Annotated in this window: 22 protein-coding genes and 3 pseudogenes; 22 read left to right on the top strand and 3 right to left on the bottom strand. The window is 38.9% G+C overall.

The window, feature by feature from the left end; genetic code table 11:
* Positions 1–361: 361 nt before the first annotated feature.
* Positions 362–1,012, bottom strand: a complete 651-nt coding sequence (locus ATG71_RS00105; protein ID WP_098437372.1) for a GntR family transcriptional regulator — start codon at positions 1,010–1,012, stop codon at positions 362–364.
* A 306-nt stretch (positions 1,013–1,318) separates the two neighbouring features.
* Between ATG71_RS00105 and ATG71_RS00100 the strand changes: the two genes are divergently transcribed.
* The 13 genes and pseudogenes from ATG71_RS00100 to ATG71_RS23055 form a co-directional block, all read left to right on the top strand.
* Complete coding sequence (locus ATG71_RS00100; RefSeq protein WP_098437370.1) at positions 1,319–1,765, top strand: RpiB/LacA/LacB family sugar-phosphate isomerase; 447 nt, start codon at positions 1,319–1,321, stop codon at positions 1,763–1,765.
* 71 nt (positions 1,766–1,836) lie between these two features.
* A complete protein-coding gene (locus tag ATG71_RS23580; RefSeq protein WP_218925512.1) occupies positions 1,837–2,829 on the top strand; it encodes a dihydroxyacetone kinase subunit DhaK in 993 nt (330 codons plus the stop codon).
* A 55-nt stretch (positions 2,830–2,884) separates the two neighbouring features.
* The gene (dhaL, locus tag ATG71_RS23575; RefSeq protein WP_218925511.1) at positions 2,885–3,532 is read left to right on the top strand and encodes a dihydroxyacetone kinase subunit DhaL; all 648 of its coding nucleotides are present in this window, start codon (positions 2,885–2,887) and stop codon (positions 3,530–3,532) included.
* The gene (locus tag ATG71_RS00090; protein ID WP_098437368.1) at positions 3,529–4,299 is read left to right on the top strand and encodes a triose-phosphate isomerase; all 771 of its coding nucleotides are present in this window, start codon (positions 3,529–3,531) and stop codon (positions 4,297–4,299) included. The genes dhaL and ATG71_RS00090 overlap by 4 nt, the downstream gene beginning before the upstream one ends.
* Before the next feature lie 198 nt (positions 4,300–4,497).
* Positions 4,498–5,520 (top strand): TRAP transporter substrate-binding protein, encoded by a 1,023-nt coding sequence (locus tag ATG71_RS00085; RefSeq protein WP_098437366.1) that lies wholly within the window; start codon positions 4,498–4,500, stop codon positions 5,518–5,520.
* A 57-nt stretch (positions 5,521–5,577) separates the two neighbouring features.
* The gene (locus ATG71_RS00080) at positions 5,578–6,063 is read left to right on the top strand and encodes a TRAP transporter small permease (protein WP_098437363.1); all 486 of its coding nucleotides are present in this window, start codon (positions 5,578–5,580) and stop codon (positions 6,061–6,063) included.
* Positions 6,056–7,318, top strand: coding sequence for a TRAP transporter large permease (locus tag ATG71_RS00075; RefSeq protein WP_098437360.1), 1,263 nt, complete (start codon positions 6,056–6,058; stop codon positions 7,316–7,318). The genes ATG71_RS00080 and ATG71_RS00075 overlap by 8 nt, the downstream gene beginning before the upstream one ends.
* A 44-nt stretch (positions 7,319–7,362) precedes the next feature.
* Complete coding sequence (locus ATG71_RS00070) at positions 7,363–8,166, top strand: sugar phosphate isomerase/epimerase family protein (protein ID WP_098437357.1); 804 nt, start codon at positions 7,363–7,365, stop codon at positions 8,164–8,166.
* Positions 8,166–9,002 (top strand): phosphogluconate dehydrogenase C-terminal domain-containing protein, encoded by an 837-nt coding sequence (locus tag ATG71_RS00065; RefSeq protein ID WP_098437354.1) that lies wholly within the window; start codon positions 8,166–8,168, stop codon positions 9,000–9,002. Before ATG71_RS00070 ends, ATG71_RS00065 begins: the two co-directional genes overlap by 1 nt.
* A gap of 86 nt (positions 9,003–9,088) precedes the next feature.
* A complete protein-coding gene (locus ATG71_RS00060; protein ID WP_098437351.1) occupies positions 9,089–9,988 on the top strand; it encodes an AEC family transporter in 900 nt (299 codons plus the stop codon).
* A gap of 130 nt (positions 9,989–10,118) precedes the next feature.
* Positions 10,119–10,877 carry a DeoR/GlpR family DNA-binding transcription regulator gene (locus tag ATG71_RS00055; protein ID WP_098441673.1) on the top strand — a complete coding sequence of 253 codons (759 nt, stop codon included), beginning with the start codon at positions 10,119–10,121 and terminating at the stop codon, positions 10,875–10,877.
* Between the two features lie 300 nt (positions 10,878–11,177).
* A pseudogene (gene glpX, locus ATG71_RS00050) lies at positions 11,178–12,141 on the top strand (class II fructose-bisphosphatase).
* Between the two features lie 59 nt (positions 12,142–12,200).
* Positions 12,201–12,296: pseudogene (locus ATG71_RS23055) on the top strand (hypothetical protein); the annotation flags it as partial.
* A 212-nt stretch (positions 12,297–12,508) separates the two neighbouring features.
* Here the strand turns inward: ATG71_RS23055 and ATG71_RS00045 are convergent.
* Both ATG71_RS00045 and ATG71_RS00040 read right to left on the bottom strand, forming a co-directional pair.
* On the bottom strand, positions 12,509–13,327 hold the full coding sequence (locus ATG71_RS00045; protein WP_098437348.1) for a hypothetical protein: 819 nt from the start codon (positions 13,325–13,327) through the stop codon (positions 12,509–12,511).
* A 79-nt stretch (positions 13,328–13,406) separates the two neighbouring features.
* Entirely contained in the window at positions 13,407–14,012 is a 606-nt protein-coding gene (locus ATG71_RS00040; protein ID WP_098437346.1) for a membrane lipoprotein lipid attachment site-containing protein, read from the bottom strand.
* An 813-nt stretch (positions 14,013–14,825) separates the two neighbouring features.
* On the opposite strand from ATG71_RS00040, the gene ATG71_RS00035 reads away from it, so the two are divergent.
* The 9 genes and pseudogenes from ATG71_RS00035 to ATG71_RS00005 all read left to right on the top strand — a co-directional run bounded on the left by ATG71_RS00035 (position 14,826) and on the right by ATG71_RS00005 (position 21,728).
* Positions 14,826–15,584 (top strand): RsbR, positive regulator of sigma-B, encoded by a 759-nt coding sequence (locus ATG71_RS00035; RefSeq protein WP_098437343.1) that lies wholly within the window; start codon positions 14,826–14,828, stop codon positions 15,582–15,584.
* Positions 15,585–15,884: 300 nt separating this feature from the next.
* Entirely contained in the window at positions 15,885–17,162 is a 1,278-nt protein-coding gene (locus ATG71_RS00030) for an extracellular solute-binding protein (protein ID WP_098437340.1), read from the top strand.
* Between the two features lie 75 nt (positions 17,163–17,237).
* Entirely contained in the window at positions 17,238–18,197 is a 960-nt protein-coding gene (locus tag ATG71_RS00025; RefSeq protein WP_098437338.1) for a carbohydrate ABC transporter permease, read from the top strand.
* A gap of 21 nt (positions 18,198–18,218) precedes the next feature.
* The gene (locus ATG71_RS00020) at positions 18,219–18,860 is read left to right on the top strand and encodes a carbohydrate ABC transporter permease (RefSeq protein WP_218925510.1); all 642 of its coding nucleotides are present in this window, start codon (positions 18,219–18,221) and stop codon (positions 18,858–18,860) included.
* On the top strand, positions 18,836–19,051 hold the full coding sequence (locus ATG71_RS23570; protein WP_218925509.1) for an ABC transporter permease family protein: 216 nt from the start codon (positions 18,836–18,838) through the stop codon (positions 19,049–19,051). Before ATG71_RS00020 ends, ATG71_RS23570 begins: the two co-directional genes overlap by 25 nt.
* A gap of 27 nt (positions 19,052–19,078) precedes the next feature.
* Positions 19,079–20,651, top strand: a pseudogene (locus ATG71_RS23900) (glycoside hydrolase family 66 protein); the annotation flags it as partial.
* An 80-nt stretch (positions 20,652–20,731) separates the two neighbouring features.
* A complete protein-coding gene (locus ATG71_RS23590; protein WP_286163109.1) occupies positions 20,732–20,863 on the top strand; it encodes a glycoside hydrolase family 66 protein in 132 nt (43 codons plus the stop codon).
* Between the two features lie 69 nt (positions 20,864–20,932).
* Positions 20,933–21,181 carry a hypothetical protein gene (locus tag ATG71_RS23045; protein ID WP_142953445.1) on the top strand — a complete coding sequence of 83 codons (249 nt, stop codon included), beginning with the start codon at positions 20,933–20,935 and terminating at the stop codon, positions 21,179–21,181.
* 91 nt (positions 21,182–21,272) lie between these two features.
* Positions 21,273–21,728, top strand: a complete 456-nt coding sequence (locus ATG71_RS00005) for a cache domain-containing protein (protein ID WP_142953444.1) — start codon at positions 21,273–21,275, stop codon at positions 21,726–21,728.
* Positions 21,729–21,864 lie beyond the last annotated feature (136 nt).

Below are 21,864 nucleotides of genomic sequence, written 5' to 3'. Positions count from 1 at the left end.
GGGGGAAGCGAGGGGACGGTTCTCGTGCTTCTAAATAGGGCAATTTTATAAAAAATTTAAAAAAAGGCATTCAAAAAGTCAGTGATTACTGACTTTTTGGATAGCCTTTTTTTGTGGTCTTCTATAAGATGGTATCTTCCGTTGTTTAACTACAACTCAACTTTTGTAAATAGAGCAACAAGGATGCCTCCTTCACAAATCTAGAGTTAACCAAGTAATTAATGGCACCGTTCCAATGATTTCCTATTCCGTCGTACAAAAAGATATATATATGCTTTCCTTACCCCAAACGAATAAAAACAGAATCACTTTTCACTTCAGTCCTATTAAGAGCCGGAGGGAACGTCCCGTTGCTCTGTTGTTATGAAATCAAAATTTGTTTTCCGTATTCTAAGTGTTTAATCATTTCATCGACGGCCTCTTTGTTTTGCCCGTTCAAAATGTAGTTAAATATTCGCATGTGATCTTCATAGGAAACCATCATTCGATTTTCTTGTTTACGGAAAACATTGCTTGCAATTAATAATAATTTATCTTGAATTTGATCCATAATTTGAATAAATTCTTTATTTTCCACAATTTTTATTAATTCATTGTGAAATTCCAAATCAAGAGATAGGAAAGCTAAAAAGGAAGCATTATCATACATTTCAGTGTCAATAAGTAATTTTTGTTGGTTTAAATTTTCTTGAAGGCGTTTAATTTCAGAATCTTGGATCGTTCTTAATGATAATTTATTTACAACATAAGATTCAATTGCCATCCGTAATTCATAAATATCAAATGCTCTATTTATTGATATTTCTTCGACGACTACCCCTTGTTTAGGTGATTGCTTGATGAATCCTTCAATTTCTAACCGATCTAACGCAGAGCGAATGGGGGTTCGGCTCATTTCTAAACGCTCTACTAAAGAACGTTCCGATAAAAATTCACCAGGTTTTATTTCCCCTGTAATGATCAGCCTTCGTATTTCTTGATACGCTTTTTCTTTCAAGGTTAATTGGCTCAAAAAAATCGCTCCTTAAATTCAAATCTAGACATGTATCAAATTAATCTTTTTAATTTAATATTTTGTATAAAAGTAAGACTCTTAATCATATTACTAAATAAATTTACGAAATAAAAATTATAGTTCCCTCAATACCTGTGTTGTTTTATGAATTTTCTAAAATTTAGTATTGCGTAAACTGGCATGCCAGTTGTATACTTTTAATTATGATAACCCTTTCATTTAATGATGTCTATAAAAAATTCAACTCCTTTTCAAGGTTCAGGGTTATTTCATACAAAAAGGAGTCAACGGAGGGGAAAATTGATGAAAGTTGGATTAGGTGCTGACCATAATGGTTTTGAGTTTAAAGAAGAAATTAAAACATTCCTCGAAAAAACATTGAAGGTTGAGGTGATTGATTTCGGTTGTCACAGCTGTGTTGCGGTTGATTATCCTGAAGTATCATTTGAAATAGGGCATGCCATTAATGAAGGTAAAATAGAAAGAGGCATAATAATTTGTGGCACTGGCCTTGGAGTAGCAATAGCAGCTAACAAAATTCCTGGTATTCGTGCAGCAACATGCCATGATGTATATTCAGCAGAGCGGGCACAACTGAGCAACAATGCTCAAGTTCTAACGATGGGTGCACAAGTGATTGGTCCTGAGGCAGGCAAGAAAATTGTAAAATCATATTTGGATGTTGAATTTAAATCTAGTCATAAAGTTCAACAGATTATTGATAAAGAAAATGAAATATTAAATAGATGATAACTGCTTAAGAATAGTCGATCTACAGTGAAAATTTTAGGGTAGTGTGAGGCTGTCAGGAGGAAGGTAGCTTGAAAAAAATCATCAATGAAAATGAGAATATTATTACAGAAATGCTTGAAGGGTTTCTTTATGCTCATGGTAATGTTTACAAAAAACTTGAAACAACAAATGGCATTGTCATAAGGGATCGTAAAGATAAAGTTGGCATTTTAATTGGTGGAGGAAGTGGACATGAACCTCTTTTTATAGGTTTTGTCGGAGAAGGTTTGGCTGATGGAGCGGCAGTTGGGAATGTATTTGCCGCACCGCCTCCTTACAACGTATTAGAAGTTACAAAAGCGATTGATTCTGGTAAAGGTGTCTTGCACGTTTATGGGAACTATGCTGGGGATATTTTAAACTTTGACATGGCTGCTGAGTTAGCGGAGATGGAAGGTATTGAGTGTAAAACGGTAATCGTGCGGGATGATGTCGCTTCCGCACCATTAAAAAGGTATGAAGACCGTAGAGGAATTGCAGGAGATGTCTTTGTGATTAAAATTGCTGGCGCTGCATCAGATCAAGGGCTGTCATTGGAAGAAGTAGCGAGGGTCACGCAAAAAGCGGCGGATCATACGCGCTCAATCGGGGTTGCTTTAACCCCGGGAATGATACCGGGACTGGAAAAACCAACATTTAGCTTAGCTGAAGATGAAATTGAATTTGGAATGGGAATCCACGGTGAACCTGGAATTGAAAGGACTAAAATGATGAAGGCTGATGATCTAACAGATCGTATGCTTGATTCTCTATTTAAGGATTTCGACTATAAAAAAGGTCACGAAGTCTGTGTTTTGGTCAATGGGTTAGGGTCCACAACTCAATTAGAATTAATGATTGTCAACCGTCGGGTTAACCAGGTGTTAAAAGATAAGGGAATTGTGATTCATCATAATGATGTGAACAGTTATTGCACTTCGCAGGAAATGGGGGGAGTCTCTATTTCTCTATTATTATTAGATAATGAATTGAAAAAATATTATGATCAGCCTGCTTATTCCCCTTACTTTACTAAAAAATAATAATTCATAGCTTGATATTTAGTAAACAGAAAAATGGTGGAAAGGGGATTATCACATGCAAAATTATTTAACAGTAAACCAAACGGTTGAAATGATAAAATACGCTGGACAGAAAATCATTGAGAGCAAACCTTTGCTAACTGAAATTGATAGTGCCATAGGTGATGGAGATCATGGTATCGGCATGGAAGTAGGATTTAAAGCGGCAATCAATGAGTTGAATAACCAAGAATTCTCGACAGTCAACGAAGTATTTACAGAAACAGGAAAATCTATGATTATGACGATGGGGGGAGCTTCAGGGGTCATCTTCGGTACAATGTTTTTAAGTGGATTTAACAAACGTGAGAGTGTAGATAAACTACACCTTGAGACACTTGCAGATGCATTTGAAATTTCTCTCGAAGCCATAAAAAAACGTGGGAAAGCAAATTCGGGAGACAAAACGATGGTTGATGGACTTACCCCTGCAGTTGAGAGGTTACGGGAAAGTGTGAGTAAAAACCATACATTGCTGGAAGGACTTGCAAATGCAGTCGAAGGTGCAAAAGAAGGAGTAGAAGCAACAAAGGGTTATCTTGGGAGATTGGGCAGAGCCAAGTCACTTGGTGAACGGGCCATTGGTCATCAGGATGCTGGGGCTACCTCAGTTTCAATTATCTTTAATTCAATGCATGATTGGGTTCAGGAGAACGCGGGATGAGCAAATTTTATATCGGTACAAACTGGAAAATGACAAAAACGTTAGAAGAGGGTCTGATATACACCAGAGAGTTAAGAAAGATAAGTGAACAACTAGATCTATCTAAAATTGAACTTTTTATTATTCCTTCCCACGTATCTCTTATACCCGTTAAAAGTGAGTTAGGAGGCTCTCAAATACGCATAGGCGCACAGAATATGCATTGGAAGGATAGAGGAGCATATACCGGTGAGATTTCACCCTTGATGTTACAAGAAATAGGCATTGATATCATTGAACTTGGTCATTCTGAACGAAGACAGTATTTCAATGAAAACGATGAAGATATTAATAAAAAAATACATGCTGCTTTAAACTTTGATTTAAAACCGCTTATCTGCATTGGTGAAAGACTAGATGAAAAAGAAAATAATATTTCTGTTGAAACATTGTCTAAACAGATAAAAATCTGTCTGAAGGGTTTAAAGAAAGAACAGCTGTCGGATATTCTGCTGGCATACGAACCTGTTTGGGCAATTGGTGAAAACGGAATTCCTGCTGATGCCGGTTATGTGTCGTATATTCATGCTGAAATTCGCAAAATTTTAATGGGATTATTTAAGGAAGAGGGAAAAGAAGTACCTATTTTATATGGTGGAAGTGTGAACGTAGACAATTATCTGGATTATTTTAAAGATGAAAATGTAAACGGTTTATTTATCGGGCGTGCAGCATGGAATACAAAGTCTTTCGAAAAGATTCTAACATTCTGTAATTCTATGTTGTAAAAGGATCAATCTAGTAATAGGTAGATTAAGAAAACCAAAACAAACGACAACGTTTGATTAATCAACGAAAACAAAAGTGAATAAACAAAAATAAAGTATTGACCAAACGAAAATATTTATTATAAGATTATAATAATAAAAAAAGACTTAATTTTCAGTTTTGTAAGCGTATTCCACAAAATTATAGGGGGTAATAAGATGAGTAAGTTCCTTAAGTCAGCTTTTTTGCTAGTGTTGATTCTGTTTGTATTAGTTGCTTGTGGTGGCGGAGGAGGAAACCAGGCATCTTCTGATAGTGGCGATTCAGGATCTGCAAGTAGTGAAGCAAAAACGATTAATATTGGAACAACCCAAACAGAAGACTCGGTTTTCGCAGCTGCGTTAAATAAATTCAAGTCAGAAGTTGAAGCGAACACGGATAATGTTGAGATTCACCTGCACTTTAACAGCGAAATGGGTGGTGAAAGAGAAATGGTTGAGGCAGTTAATATTGGGACGTTAGAAGGCGTTTGGACATCTACTGGTGTTATTGCGAACTTTGTTCCTGAAATTTCTGTAGTAGACTTACCATTTATTTTCAAAGATAAAGAGCATGCTAGAAATGTTATGAATGGCGAAGTCGGGGAAGAATTAGCAGGGAAATTAAGTACTCAAAATTTCAAGCTTCTTACTTGGGGCGAAAATGGTTTCCGCCATATTACGAACAGTAAGCACCCAATTGTAAAACCTGAGGATTTAGAAGGGTTGAAAATTAGAACTATGGAAGTGAAATCTCATCAAGACGCATTTAATGCACTAGGGGCAGAAGCTACTCCGATGGCATGGGGTGAAGTGTTTACATCACTTCAACAAGGTGTTATCGATGGTCAGGAAAACCCGACATCTATCATTTATTCATCAAAGTTAAATGAAGTACAGAAATATGTTTCTTTAACGGGTCATGTATATTCTCCAACAGCCTTGATGATCAATAACGATATCTGGAACGGATTATCTGAAGAAGATCAACAAATTTTACTTGATGCAGCAAAAGCCGCACAAGAAGAAAACTACACTGTTGGGGATGCAAACGAAGAAAAGTATATTGAAGAACTTAAAGAAGCAGGAATGGAATTTAACGAAGTAGATAAAGAAGCATTTATGAAAGCTGTTCAACCGGTTGTTGACGAACATAAAAAGAGTGTAGAAGACCTATATAATAAAATCGTTGAAAGTAAGTAATTATATTGGAATAAGGAAAAGGGTAGAGATTCTCTACCCTTTTGTAAGAGGTGACTTATGCTATCTTTTGTTAAGCTAATGGATCACGTGAATAAGGCCGTACTTATCTTTATTGGGTTATTAACAGGTGTAATGGCCGCTGTAATTATAACCCAAGTTTTTTCGAGGTTTGTTTTGAGTACCTCTTTATCCTGGTCAGAAGAGTTAGCTAGATATTTATCCATATATGCCGTATTTCTAGGGGCAGCTGTTGCTTTACGAAAACAGGGTTTGATCTCTGTTGAGGTTTTGCATGAGTTTATCCCTGCTGAATTAACAAAATGGCTGAAGATAATCGTAAATATCATTTGTATTATATTCTCTATCATATTAATCGTTGAAGGTATTGAAATGATGGATAGGGTTCAAATCCAGAGTTCACCTGCAATGCAAATACCGATGTCAATTCCTTATGCATCCATTCCAATTGGCTCATTATTAATGGCATTAAACGGACTTGTCGTCATTATTGAATTGATTAAAGGGGTGAATAAACATGGCTAGTTTATTATTCGGTTCACTCCTGATTTTTTTTCTTATCGGTGTCCCAATTGCCATTTCATTAGGGTTGGCATCTGCTGCTGCTGTTTGGTGGACAGGTGATATTCCGCTTTTAATATTAGTCCAACGAGCGTTTACTTCGATTGACTCCTTTCCATTAATGGCAGTCCCGTTCTTTGTATTAGCGGGTAAGTTGATGGAAGTAGGAGGTATTTCTGAAAGGTTAATAAGGTTTGCTAATACATTGACAGGTCATTTTAAAGGCGGCCTCGGGATGGTAGCTGTTGTAACTGCGATGTTTTTCTCAGCGATATCGGGATCGAGTGCTGCTACCACGGCTGCGATTGGTGGAATACTTATTCCTGCGATGATTAAAAAAGGATATGATCGAAATTTTGCAGGATCTATTTCTGCAGTTTCAGGTGAATTGGGTGTAATCATTCCACCAAGTGTTCCTTTAATCGTCTTTGGTGTAGCAACAGGAACATCAATTGGCGATTTATTCATCGCTGGAATATTGCCTGGTGTATTAATTGCTGTAAGTTTGTTGTTATTAGTTTACTTTATTGCCGTACGCAGAGGTTACCCGAGCGATGATAAAGCTACATTTATAGAAAGATGGTCCGGCTTCAAGAGTGCAGCATTAGCATTATTGATGCCAATTATTATCCTTGGCGGAATCTATGGTGGGATATTTACACCAACAGAAGCAGCTGCAGTCGCTGTTGTTTACGCATTTATCATAGGTGCATTTGTTTACCGGAAAGTCACCCCAAAAGTGTTGATGAAGGCTTTGAGTGAATCAGCAGTCACAACATCGATCGTTATGATCATTATTGCGAATGCGGGTCTATTTGGTTTAATTCTTAGCAGAGAAGGAATTCCGGCACAAGTAACAGATTTCTTTATCGGCCTAAGTACCAATCCGATTATATTCTTACTCTTGATTAACATCTTATTAATCATTGTGGGCATGTTTATGGAGACTAGCGCATCTATTATTATCTTAGCTCCAATATTAACACCGGTTGCTGTCAGTATTGGTGTGGACCCCGTTCATTTTGGAATCATTATGGTCGTAAACCTTGCTTTAGGAATGTGTACACCGCCTGTAGGTGTCAATCTGTTCATTGCAGCGCAAATTGCAAATGTTAAGTTGGAAAGGTTAGCAAAGGCTTTAGTTTGGTTCTTTGTCGTATTGATTATCGACTTATTATTGATAAGCTTTATTCCTCAAATTACATTGCTATTTCTTTAGGCATTGAATATTTATAGTGCGTGCTAAGTGAAAGAGGTGAATATATGAAAATTGGAATAAGTACCTATGCTTTTTTTTGGCAGTGGTCAGATATAGCTGACGATAAATTATCTCTAAAGGAAATGATGAAAAAAACAACTGATTATGGTGGAGAAGTATTTCAAATTTGTGATTACCCATTGATCGAAGAAATGAATGATGAAGAGTTGGCAGACATCGTTTCATATGCGAAAAAATTAGATTTGGAATTAGAGCTGGGTACTAGAGGGATCCATCCTACTTTATTGAAAAAATATCTTGATCTGGCAACTAAATTAAATGTCAAATTCGTACGGTCGATGTTTTACAGTAAAGAATATTCTCCTGCTGATAATGAGCAGGCTGTTGAGTGGATTGAAGGAGTATTGGAAGATTTTCAAAAAGCGGGAGTAACCCTTGGCCTGGAAACTTATGAACAAATAAAAACAGATCAATTAGTAGAGTTAATGGATATGATTGATAGTCCATATATAGGTATTTGCTTAGATCCGGGGAATACAGTGGCTTCACTGGAACTGCCTGAAGAAGTAATTGACAAAACGGCCCCATATGTAGTTAATCTCCATGTTAAGGATTTCGCCTTTAAGCGTAATCAAGGATGGGTTGGTTTTTATTACAGTGGCGCGCCATTAGGTGAAGGTCAATTGAATTTCGACTATTTGTATAATAGCGTTCAAAGAAATAAGAAGAAGGAATTTAACGCAATCATTGAATTATGGGTTAGTTTCGATGAAACAATCGAAAAGACGATTCAAAAAGAGAAAGAGTGGACCAAAAAGAGTATGGACTACTTGAGGAGGAAGATTTAATGAGTTTAACAGTTTCAGTTATTGGTGCAGGCGGGAAAATGGGAACAAGAGTAACAACGAATTTAGCAAAACATGATCATTACGACTTATTATTTTGCGAAAAATCTGAGTTGGGGATTCAATCTATCAAAGAACGTGGGTATGAGGTAACAGATACTGATGAAGCAGTAAAGAAAAGCGATGTCGTGATTCTTGCTGTTCCTGATGTGTTATTAGGTAAAATTTCAAGTGATGTGGTTTCAATGATGAAAAGTGGTGCAGTACTTTTAACTTTAGACCCCGCTGCTGCATACTCCAATGAATTAAAGTTAAGAAATGAATTGACTTATGTAGTTGCACACCCATGTCATCCTTCTGTGTTTGTGGAAAAGTTCACTCGTGAAGAGCACGAGGATGCTTTTGGAGGTGTTGCTGCAAAGCAAGATATCGTTGCTGCTTTGTTTTATGGAGAAGAAGATAAATATAGTATAGGAGAACAGGTTGCCATCGATATGTATGCCCCAGTCGAAACCTGTCACCGTATTACGGTTGAGCAAATGGCGATCTTGGAACCAACAGCTGCGGAAGTTGTAGCTTGTACAACAGCTGTTATCTTAAAAGAAACATTAGACGAAGTAGTGAAAATGGGTGTTCCAGAACCGGCGGCAAGGGCATTCTTGTTAGGTCATATTCAAATTGGCTTAGCAGTAGCCTTCAGGGGTACAAATCCATTCTCTGATGCATGTCAAATTGCCATCGATTATGGGAAGGAAATGATTTTCAAGCCTGATTGGAAAGATGTATTTGAGAAAGAAGAATTAGACAAAGTTCTTAAGAAAATGCTGCAACAGGCATAAGAACTTTAACTAAATCCCAATCAATGTACAGCTATATTTTATTGCTGTACATTTTTTTTTATAAGCTTTTTTAAAGGAGTTTCGATATGGACATTTTCATAACGGTGATGCTGCCAGTCTTACTTATATTTGGATTTGGGTATAGCATTCAAAAGTGGAAAAAATTAAATATTACATCGGTATCGACTGTAGCATTGTATGTATTAATCCCATGTTTGGTTTTTAATACGATCTATAAAGCTGAATTGGACCATACCTATGTCCAAATGATTATTTTTTCATCTATTTTATTGGCTTCACTCGTTATCATCAATAAGATATACGCTCGTCTAAAAAAGCATCCAACATCTGTTGAAAATGGATTGATCCTCTCAACGGCATTTATGAATTCAGGTAATTATGGGGCACCAATCATCCTTTTCGCATTTGGAGAAAAAGCTTTCGCCTTAGCGGTTACCTTTATGGTTTTACAACAGATAATCATGAATTTTTTTGGGGTTTATTATGCGGCGAGGGGAAAAGATGGAATAAAGGTTGCAATTAAATCGGTGTTTGAAATGCCGCCGACCTATGCATTGATCGGTGCTTTGATACTAAATTTGAGCAATGTTTCTGTTTCTGGAAATTTACTTTCTGTAATTGAGATAGTAGGAAATGCAGCTATTCCACTAGTAATGATTATTTTAGGGATGCAGTTGGCTAACCTTAAATTAGGAAATTTTCAATGGGCTGAAATCTCGTATGGAATTATGACGCGGATGATTCTTTCGCCGATTATAGCCTATATTATTACGATTACTTTAATGGATTTAGACCCCTTACTGAGAAATGTTCTGATTGTCGCGAGTGCCATGCCTTCTGCTGCAACGACCGTTTTATATGCATTGCAATATAAAACAGAACCAGAATTAGTATCCAGTATAACGTTGGTGTCTACCCTGGTAAGTGTCATTTCTATCACTGTGTTATTGAACCTTGTCAGCTAGATTGTTATCTTTGGAACGATGGAAAGATGAGATTATATACTTTCGTTTATTTTTATTTACTTTCATAAACAGTTTAGCTTATGATACTATTAGAGAATGATATGGACAAGAAGGTGGTACTCCGGTGAAAATGTTTATGGAAGAAAGGCGCAATAAGATTCTTGAACTATTAGATAACCATCAGCGAATTACAGTGAAAGAATTATCGAAAGAATTAGAAGTCTCTGAGGCTACATTGAGAAATGATTTAAAAGATATGGAAAAAGAAGGATTCTTGAAACGGACCCATGGTGGGGCTGTATTAAACGATATTGAAGATAATAAGGTGAATTTCTCAGATAGGGAGAAAGTGAATAAAGAAGAAAAGCATATTATTAGTATGAAGGCCGAGCAATTAATTGAAAATAATCAATGTATTTTACTTGATGCCAGTTCGACAGGGCTTGAGCTTGCGAGAAAAATAAAACATTCTTCAAAGCGGTTAACAATTGTGACCAACGGCATATATACTGCATTAGAACTTCGGGACAATCCTGAGTTCATCGTCATATTGATCGGCGGGATTTTAAGAGCGGGTTCCAGTGCATTAGAAAGTACGATCTCAGGTGATATACTAAATAAAATAAACATAGACATTATGTTTACTTCAGCAAGCGGTTTTGACTTTGAGAACGGGCTGACTGACTTTAATATGTATGAAGTGGAACTGAAGAAGAAGATGGTACAGGCTTCAAACCGTGTAGTGGCGCTTCTGGATCATACCAAATTAAATAAAAAATCAATTGCATCTTTTGCGGCGCTTGATGAAATTGATATGATCATAACGGATGATCATATGTCAAAGGAAGATATTGAAAAATTAAAGGTATGTAATATTAACTATAGTTGAGTAGTTCTTGTAGAATATAAAGGTGAATCTGCAGATCTTGCAAAAAGGTATAAACTAAATAGACCAAGATAAGGGCTAAGAAAGCTTTCGAATTGAAACCTTTTCTTAGCCCTTTTGCATGTATAAATAACTAAAAATAAAATTAATGAAAATAAACGAAAGAAAAAGATGGATTTTAACAAATATATATAATAAAATAATAGTAATCGAAAAGAAAAAGTTTTTGATGAATTTTCCAAGAATACTTTTGGGTTTAGTGCAGATGGAGTTAGTGTATTAATCTGATTTATTGGAGGGGTTATGTTGGCTATTCAAAAGGTAAATTACATTCAGGGATTAACAGAAGAATTTCTTTTAGTGACTCAAAGGGCAGCTGTGGCTTCCTTTCCCTGGATTGGTAAAGGGAATAAAATCCAATCAGATGGGGTAGCAACCGAAGCGATGCGAGATCAACTGAACAAATTAATATGAATGCACATATTGTGATCGGTGAAGGTGAAATGGATGAAGCGCCAATGTTATATATCGGAGAGAAATTAGGAACTGGAACGGGTCCGCATATAGACATCGCTGTGGATCCTGTAGAGGGGACGACACTCATGGCTAACGGCCAAGATAATTCATTAGCGGTCATCGCTGTATCAGAACATGGAAGTTTACTTCATGCTCCTGATATGTATATGGAAAAATAGCTGTCGGTCCTAAAGCAAAAGGTTGCATCGATATCAATGCCCCTTTAACAGAAAATATGACAGCTGTTGCAAAGAGGCTGGGGAAGGAAGTATCAGAGCTTACCATCATGATGCAGGACCGTCCACGCCATGATTACCTGAAAAGACAGGTGTTTGCGGCTGGGGCACGAGTAAAATTATTTTCTGACGTTGATATAACTGGAGCAATTTCAACAGCAATAGATCATCAAAATGTAGATATGTTGGTTGGAACCGGTGGGGCTCCAGAAGGTGTGATAGCCGCTGTTGCTTTGAAGTGCCTGGGTGGGGATTTCCAAGGTAGACTTGTTCCTCAAAATCAAAAAGAATTTGAGCGCTGTTCACAGATGGGAATGTCAAATCCAGAAAAGACTTTAACAATCAATGATATCGTCAAAACAGATAATTGTTTTTTTGTAGCCACCGGAATTACGAATGGTCAATTATTAAGAGGTGTAGAGAAAAAAGGTGATGGGAAATTAGAGACACATTCCCTTATTACATCCTACCGAAAAGGGATGAGGATGCAATTTATTAGTTCAAGCCATATATAGGATGGTACCAATAAATGTATTACTTAAATAGTAGGAGGAAGTAAGTTGCATAAGAAAAAATAAGTATTGATCGCCTTTCTATTCAAACCATTAGAACACTATCAATTGATGCAATTGAAAACGCCGGATCAGGTCACCCCGGTATGCTAATGGGAAGAGGTCGTTGGTGGTTATGATTTGTGAAGAAGCATCAGAAACGCCAATATGCTTCAAATATCTTTTCTGAAAAAAATCTCTGTCGTATATTCCGTGTATACCTTTTATACTCAGCTAGCATGCAATCTAACTTTATAAAAAAAATAAAAAATCCCTCAAAAAAAAGCTCAGAGAATACTAATCTCTGAGCTTTGCTACCGATTACTTCATATTATTCCGAAATAACCCCTTGAGATATTTTCAAATACTGCCCATCGCTTACACTAAGCTGGTATCTTCCGTTAAAAATTTCATTATCTACTATATCGTTGTTTCCGACTGGTCCGCTCATAACCGCAACGTAACCTTCTCCATAACTTTCAATTACATATTGCCCCGCTGGAATGTCGACTCCTACTTTGTACCAAGCAGATTCTTTATACTCACCTTCTACTTGATTCACAACTTGATAGATTTCTTTTGCGCTTTTTACGCCTAACGTTTCAAATGAAGCAGGACTGATCAATACACCACCAGTATCAATATTTCCAGCACCATGAACGTATACATATCCAAAACTATCAAAGTTTTCGTTATCAATTATGTTCCCAGCACCATCTTTTTCAGCGTAATATTGACCACTGCCATCAAAAGGAATAAATGCATATTCACCCTCTGCAATATCTCCTTTTATATATGAACCTGAATCATAAGCGTGATTTGAACTAATTAATTCCTGGATCTTACTAATCATTTCTTGTTGTGGAGTCTTTTTGACCTCTTCTTCAGCCTTTTTCTTAGCTGCTTCTTCTTTGGCATTATCGTCATTGTTGCTTTCTTGAGCAGACACTTCTTCCTCCGGAGTGGTGTTTGCTGTTTCGCTGGTAGAGGAAGGCGCGTTTATGATACATACCATAAACAAAACAAAAGCTGTCACGGCGAACAAGAAATTTCTCTTTGCCTTTCCTTTTTTCTTGATTAATGAAATAACGGCTAAAACCAAAAATACTAAAACCGCTAATAAACTAATAAAAGCTATAAAATCCAACATACTGTTAACCCCCATATAATTTTTATATAATAATGAATGCAAAACGTTAGGTGCATCTGGTTCCTTTTAGAAGAATTTTTTAACCTTCTTCTGTCTCTTCAAGGGCATCTGGATAGACAACTTCATCGAATGTCTTACCAGAAGTTTTATCTTCCATTTTAATCTTGACAGAGTAATCATCCTCGCTTACCCCGTCATAGAGTTGATACATCATTCCGGACATACCAAGCGTTAAAGTGGCAAAACCGTCCATGCTATTTTCATAGGCAGCTTGATCTACTACTACCGTAAAAATGGAGAAAGAATCATTATGAGTAATGTCTTTAATGGACACATAGTCTTCACTTGTCTTCATTTCTTCAACCGATTCTTCAATACTTGTAGCAATGTCTTTCATTAGTTCTTTATGAACGGATTTAGACATTTTATATGTGATGGATCCATCTTCATTTTTTGTTACTTCCTTAATGCCGTTTTCTTTTGCATCAGCCTGGATCGTTTCAAGGTTTTTATCTTCGAACATGGAGGCGGGCAGAGTAATTTCCACGTTGAATAACTTTTTATCTACTTCAACGCTCTCTTCTTTCTTTCCAGAATCCTTGTTACTCTCTTTCTGATTGGTATCTTCTGAAGAGCAAGCACTTAAAAGTGTTAGAGCTAATAAAAACATTATTACTTTTTTCATGTGAACTCCCTTTCTATCTTTCTTTCTTTCTAATTCATTACAATAATATAACAAAAACATTACATGAATCTATGGATCGTAATAAATACTATAAATTGGTATTTATTTTACTTTTTTGTTTTTTCATTGAATATTTGTATCAATTCGATAGGTTTAACCACTAAATGTAATAATAACTAGGAATCACCAGAACTATCCTGTACTTGAAAAAAGTGACTTATGAAGAGAAGCAGATTATAGTGTTTACAATAAAGAGAATGTTCTCACGATGAAGGTTCCGTTGTGCTAGGTTGAGTATAGTTATTTTTATTTGATGGAAGCGGACGAGTCATTTGAGGGAGCGGCCATATATTGAGGAGCAGGGGACCAGGGGGAGACCTTGTCCCTTTTATTGTTGAATGCTTTCATATAGGGGACTTTCTACATAAAAGGGTAAACTATTTTGCACCGGTTTTCTGATGCTCATAACAATAAATCTCCCCTATTAAAAGAGGATTTGATAAGCAATACGCCCTAACTTTATCAGAAACAGTCTTTTTGCAAACGGCACAATTAGAAGAGGGACTGGTCTTTTTTTCAGGTTCCTTCAATGCCTGTTTATGTTCTTCTCTAACTTTTAGATCAGTAAATATTGGCCATTAAGAAGGCATGATAAATGGACGAGAGGTCACTCAGCTTGCCAGGGTCAGCCCCCTTTTTCTAGTTACATGAACTCTTAAATGAGGAACTATTTTCTTAATTAATGTATTTACGTTTATAAAGTAGCACTATACTATAGAGAAAGAGATAAATTTCATTACGAGGTGGAGGATCATGAGTAATCAGCTTCCTATTGATATTACAGCTACAAATACGTTAAATAGTATTGGAGAAAATATTCTTATAGCCGACACAGATTTCAAGATCACTTGGATGAATCGCAAAGCCATCCAGTCACTGCAGACCATTGCTCCTTATTATGGATTATCAAGAGCGGAAGACATGATTGGGTTAAATATGGACCACTTTCATCGTTCTCCTGACTATCAAAGGGGTATGATGAAGGAGCTGGGAGAGGGGCACAGAGCAAGAATTATGATTGCAGAAAAAATTGCTGCGGATATTGTGATTACGCCGATTTATCCAATGGAAGATACTGGCGAGATAGAAGGATATATGGTTATGTTGATGGACGTGACGTCACAAGCTGAGGAACAGAAACGAAAAGACCAGATGATAAAGGAACTGCAGGTACCGATTATTCATATTTGGAAGAACACCATTGCCCTGCCTCTTTTAGGAGATATAGACATAGATCGAGGAGATCACTTGATCTCTATACTTCTAGAGGAGTGTACATCCAAACGGATAGAATTTGTTTTATTATCATTAGGGGGAGTGAAACAGGTTGTTAATCATTTCACCTACACAATTCAATCGTTGCATGATTGTTTACGATTAATAGGGGTAGAACTCATTCTTGTAGAGATAACACCAGAACTGGCATTGAATATTAAAGATGTCTTCAACGTGCGAACTTTCCCCAGCGCGAGCGCGGGCTTAAAGGATATTATGAAGCTTCAAGGGAAGTAGGTTAACTAGGGACGGTTGCGACTCTACTTTTGTGAATAGAAGCATTGAGCAAGGAAGCAAGGGGACGGTTCTCGTGCTTCCTTTTTCTATTATAAGAGAAGCAACAGAACCGTCCCCATGCTTCCCCTAAAAAGTGTCATATCTCTCTAAAACAGAGAAATATGACACTTTTTTCAATTCCACATCATAACTACCACCAAAAACAATCAAATATATAACACCATCACAAGAATGTAAGCGGTTTTATAGTAAAGCGCTTTCATGGAAAATGGAGGTATAGAAAAGGGAGGGGTTAAGGATATGAAGGCTTGGAAGAAGTTTATGACAGGTGCAGCGATATCCACGATGTTATTTGCCGGGGGCTGCAGCGGGGGATCGAGTGAGACTGGATCTAAGAGTAGTGGCGATAAGGTTGTGTTGGATTATTGGCATACGTATAGTGATCAGGAAGAAGTCATTCTTAATGAGAAGATCAAACCATTGTTTGAAAAAGAACATCCTGATATTGAGTTGAAGCTTACGAGGATGCCTTATGAAGGATTGAAACAGCAGGTGATCGCCGGGGTTTCCGGTGGGGAAGCACCTGATTTGATGCGTATGGATATTGTGTGGGTTTCTGAGTTTGCCAAGATGGGTGCCCTTCAAGAAGTTAGTGGGATGGATGGGTTCGAGGATGTTAAGAACAGTGTCTTTGAAGCTCCGATGGCAACGAACATTTTTGATGGGAAGTATTATGGAGTACCGGTGAATACGAATACGAAAATAGCCATTTATAATAAAGGCTTGCTTGAAAAAGCTGGATACACGGAAGCGCCTAAGACGATGGATGAGTTGAAAGATGCAGCGAAGAAGGCAGTGGATGCCGGCGCTAAAGGTGGAATCGGCATCGGCGGAAGCAATACGTGGGGATTCCTTCCATATTTCTGGAGTCTCGGAGGTAAGTTGACGAATGATGATTATACAAAGTTCGATGGCTACCTAAATAGTAAGGAAAGCGTTGCTGCGGTTGAAGAAATGGCTTCATGGCAGAAGAATAAGCTGCTTTCTCCCACCATTCTTGGCGGTGAACCTGGCGCATGGGACGGAATGAAAGCAGGTCAATATCTGATGATTGATGACGGCCCTTGGTTCTACAGCATTCTTGGGAATGAAGAAGGGAGCAAGTTCAATCCGGAAGAACAAACGGTCAGCGGTTTGATTCCTGAAGGTCCGGGTGGAAGCCGTTCTGTTATCGGCGGTGAGAACCTTGTCACATTTGCAGGTTCCGAACACCCTGAGGAAGCATGGACGTTTGCGAAATGGATGTTGACAGAAGAGCCGCAGAAATTGATGGCTGAAGCAGGATTGATTCCGACGAATAAGAACGCTGCGAATGATCCAAAAGTGATTGAGAATCCAATTGTCGAGAAATATGTAAAGCAGCTGGAAACAGCGCTGCCGCGTACTCCGATTGCTGAGTGGTCGGAAATTGAAGAGGTCATCAACTTGAACTTTGAGAAAGTGATGCGCGGGAAGATGAAACCGAAAGAAGCAATGGATGATGCAGCGAAGAAAGCGGATGCCATTCTACAACAGTAATGTTGACAAGAGAAGGTACTCACCGATTTGGTGCAGTATCTTCTTTCATTCATATGGATACAAGGAGGGATCAAGATGGACCCGAATCTAAATAATAATCACAGTGATATTATTCTTTCTGAAAAAAAACCATTTTCCCAGAGGTTCAAAAAAGGGGCAAGGCAATGGCTGGCAGTATCCCCTTTTCTTCTAATCGGGCTTGCCGGGGCCACTATATTTGTCATTTATCCCCTCATTAAGGGGATTGTGATGAGCTTCCAGGATTATAACATCATCCCCGGTGCGGAAAGTCCTTTTGTCGGTTTAGAGAATTATAAAAAGGCTTTTTCGGACCCGGCTTTTGCGTACGCCGTCAGGAATACATTTCTCAATACAGTCGTGACGGTACCGATCAACTGGTTTTTAGGACTGTTTTTTGCTGTGTTGATCAATATTCAATTTGTTAAGTACAAGATTACGTTCAGGACGTTGTATTATCTTCCGATTATTACGTCTTGGATTGTCGTTGCATTCCTTTTTCGTTATCTGTTTGCAGATGGTGATAATGGGTTGATCAACTTTGTCCTCGTCCATCTGGGGATCGTGGATAAGCCGATCAGCTGGCTACAGAACCAGTGGACGGCGATGATCGTCATCTGGCTGTTCCACATTTGGAAAACGGTGGGGTGGACAGTGGTCATCTATTTAGCGGCCCTTCAGGGGATTCCGAAGAATCTTTATGAAGCGGCAGCAATCGACGGGGCAAGCGGAATAAAGGCTTTCAAGTTTGTCACGATACCGATGCTGCGTCCGATTACGGCATTTGTCATCATTAATTTAATCATGGGTGCCTTTAACTTCTTCCCACAGGTGTATTTCATCACGAACGGCGGACCGATGGGGCAGACAGAAGTGCTCCAGAGCATGATTTACAAACAGGCATTCAGTAACTTTAACTTCGGGTATTCTTCAGCGCTGGGTGTGATGATGGGCCTGACGATCTTCCTGATTACATTCACGCAGCAGAAGAAATTGAGCAATCAGAAATTCATGTAGATAGAAGAGGAGGGTAAACGTATGAATGGGAACTTTTTTAGTAAATTGATTGTTTATTTGTTTCTCATATTAGGGGTCATCGTCTTTATTACACCTTTTATCTATATGGTGATGACGACATTCATTAACGGGGCTTACTCACTTCCAAAGCCGCAGGAAGTGTTCACGGCAGTCCCCAATTTTGAAAACTATGAAATTGTCTGGAACAAGAATAACTTCTTTCGTTATTTCTTAAACAGCTTGCTGGTAGCAGGTGTCGCCACGGTGGGAAGTGTTTTCCTTGGAGCGTTGACGGCTTATGCCTTTGTCCGGTTTACGTTTCCAGGTAAGGAACTGTTATTCAGGATCTTTTTATTCACGATGATGATTCCACTTGTGCTTGCCATCGTTCCTCAATTTACCGTCATTAAGAACCTTGGACTTGTGAACACTTACTGGGGCTTGTGGTTACTTTATATTGGCGGTGGTGTGGTCGGTTCTACTTTCTTCCTGAGAGGGTTCTTTGAGACCGTACCGAAGGAATTGGAAGAATCCATTTTGATGGATGGAGGAGGGAACTGGACCATTTTCAGAAGGATCTATCTGCCTCTTTCGAAGCCTGCCCTCGGTACAATGGCCATTTTCTCATTCTCGGGGACATGGATGAATATTTCGTTGCGTTGACGATCATCAAGGATGAAGCGATGAGAACCTTGCCGATCGCGCTAATGATGTTCCAGGGTAAATATGCGAGTAACTGGTCTTGGATATTTGGTGCTTCCTTGATTGCGATTCTGCCGGTGATCATCATCTATATCATCTTCCAGAAGAAGTTTGTACAGAGCGGACATTCAGAAGGAGCGGTCAAAGGATAACTCATATAGAAGAATAGGGTGAGAGTAATGGGGAAAAAGAAAAGCCTGGCCGTTCTGGCAAGCATGTCACTTACAGCAGTGATGCTCTTAGGTTGTGTGAATTCAAGTTCTGAACCTGTCTTTCAAGCGGAGACGATTCAACAAGGGAAATGGGTGGATGAACTGAGCACGGATCAAGCCGCCTATGAACCGGGGGAATCCGTGAAGCTTTCATTATCATTGAAGGAAAAAGTAAAAGAAGGAAAAATACTGGTTCAGTATAAACACTTGGCAGAAACAGTGAAAGAGGAAGAAATCAATCTGAAAGACGAAGAGATATCGTGGTCTTGGAAACCGGAAGAAGATGATTTTAAGGGGTATATGGTGGAAGTGTATGTAAAACAAGGAGATGAGGTCATTGATCACCAGAACATAGGTGTTGATGTATCCTCCGATTGGGCCAAATTTCCGAGATACGGGTATCTTGCCGATTTTTACGACATGGAAGCAGATCTGCAGGAAGATGTGATCAACCAATTAAATCGATTCCATATCAATGGGCTGCAATTTTACGACTGGCAGTATAAACATGAGAAACCTCTCAAGATGGAAGATGGTAAGCTTGCCTCAACCTGGCCGGATATCGCCAACAGGGAAGTATCACGGGATACAATCGAACGCTACATTTCCCTTGCTCATGAAAAAAATATGAAGGCGATGAATTATAATCTCCTGTTCGGCAGCTATGAAGGTGCTGAAGATGAGGGAGTGAAGAAGGAATGGGGCCTATTCAAGGATCCGGATGCGGAAGAGCAGGATCACCATCCCCTACCTGATAATTGGGCGAGTGATATTTACCTGATGGATCCTTCCAATAAAGGATGGCAGGACTTCATTCTAAATGAAGAAAAACAAGTGTTTAATCATCTGGATTTGACGGATGGCACGTCGATCAGCTTGGTGACCGTGGCGTACTTTGGAATGGTGACGGGAAGACGGTAGACCTTTCGACTACGTATGTTCCATTCTTGAATGAAGCGAAACAGGAACTGGGTGTCGACCTGGTCATGAATGCCGTTTCGCAGTATGCACAAGGATATATCGCTTCCCAGGCACCGGTGGACTTCCTCTATTCGGAGCTTTGGGATGGTCATAATACGTATTCGAGTCTTAAAGGCGTCATTGATCAGAATAGTAAGTACAGCAAAGGCAAGCTGAATACGGTCCTGGCTGCCTACATGAACTATGATTTATCTGACTCCATGGGAGAATTCAATACGCCTGGTGTTTTGATGACGAATGCGGTCATTTTCGCTTCTGGAGGTTCACACCTGGAACTTGGCGAAAATATGCTTTCGAAAGAGTATTTCCCTCACAAGAAATTAAGCATGAGTGATGAACTGAACACCGAATTGACAAGATACTATGACTTCCAGGTAGCCTATCAGAATCTTCTACGTGATGGCGGTGAGGAAGCGGAAAAAGAAGTGAAGATAGAAGGGGATCTTACCGTCTCCGATCAGCCAAAGCTCGGTTCCATCTGGTCATTTGCCAAAAGAAAGAGGATAAAGAGCTTATTCATCTGATCAATTTCACTGATGCTTCCTCGCTGGAATGGCGGGATAATGAAGGAGTACAGCCTGAGCCTGAGGAAGAAAAGGATATCGAAGTGGAAGTGAAGGCCGGGGTAAGGCAGATAAGATCTGGGTGGCAACACCTGATGCCTATCAAGGTTCCCCTCTGGAGATTGACTTCAAGCAAAAAGGGGACTCGATTACGTTCACCGTCCCATCCCTCAAGTATTGGGATCTGGTCGTGATCGACTATAAATAGGACCTATTGCTCCTACTGGGAAGGAGAGATATGATAGATAACAAGAATAACGGAAAGAGGGATTAGCAGATGATACAGCTTCTAAAGAAACGGCTGGCTGCCAAGGTCATTCTCACCATATTAGTCGTTTGTTTAATCCCTACGGTCTTTAATAGTGTGTTCTTCTACCATTCCGCCTCGGATGTCGTAAAAGAAAATGTAAGGAATCGTCAAGGCAGATTGCGAGACAGGCAGCGGAATCCCTGTCCTTTATCTTCTCCAATGGAAGTGATATGTCAGATCTCATCTATAGTAATGAAAGAATACAGGAGATCGTGAAGGATGACTTGGACAATCGCTCCTCAGACACAGAAGAAAATCAAGAATATATGACATCGTATTTGAATTCAATATATATACAAGTTCATTTGTGAGGATCATTTATGTATTGAAGGAAGACGGGATGAGCTGGGGAAGCGGGACCTTTTCCCCTTATAAGCTCTCAAAGGTGAATATTGATGGAATGGATTGGGCCAAGGAAGCGGTTCGAAGAGATGGAGAGCTGGTGTGGGGTGGACTTCAATACGACCGGTTCAGTGGAGCCGGTGAAAACACCGATCTTATTCTGCCCATCACCAGGGTGTTGAAAGACTTTGATACGATGGAGAACATCGCCTATATCCAGGTCAGCCTGGACGGAAAAGCGATATTGGATAAAATCAACCAAATCAAGCTTGGGAAGACCGGCCACTTCTTTGTTGTGAATGAGCAAGCGGAAGTGGTGATCGATAACGATTTAGAGAATCTGAATAATCCCGTTCAGAATAAGCAAATGCGGGAGTATATCCTTTCTGATAAACGGGAAATTCGAATACGAAGAGGATGATATCCCTTATTATGGCGTAACGGAACCGATCGGGAACGGCTGGTTGATCGTCGGGAGGGTACCGACTTTTGAAATCACAGGCGAAATCATTTCGATTCAAAAAATCATCATCGGTGCATCCATCATTTTCGGAATA

This window comes from Bacillus sp. es.034 (genome assembly GCF_002563655.1).
GTDB lineage: Bacteria > Bacillota > Bacilli > Bacillales > Bacillaceae_B > Rossellomorea.
This window is presented reverse-complemented; position numbering and strand designations above follow the sequence as displayed.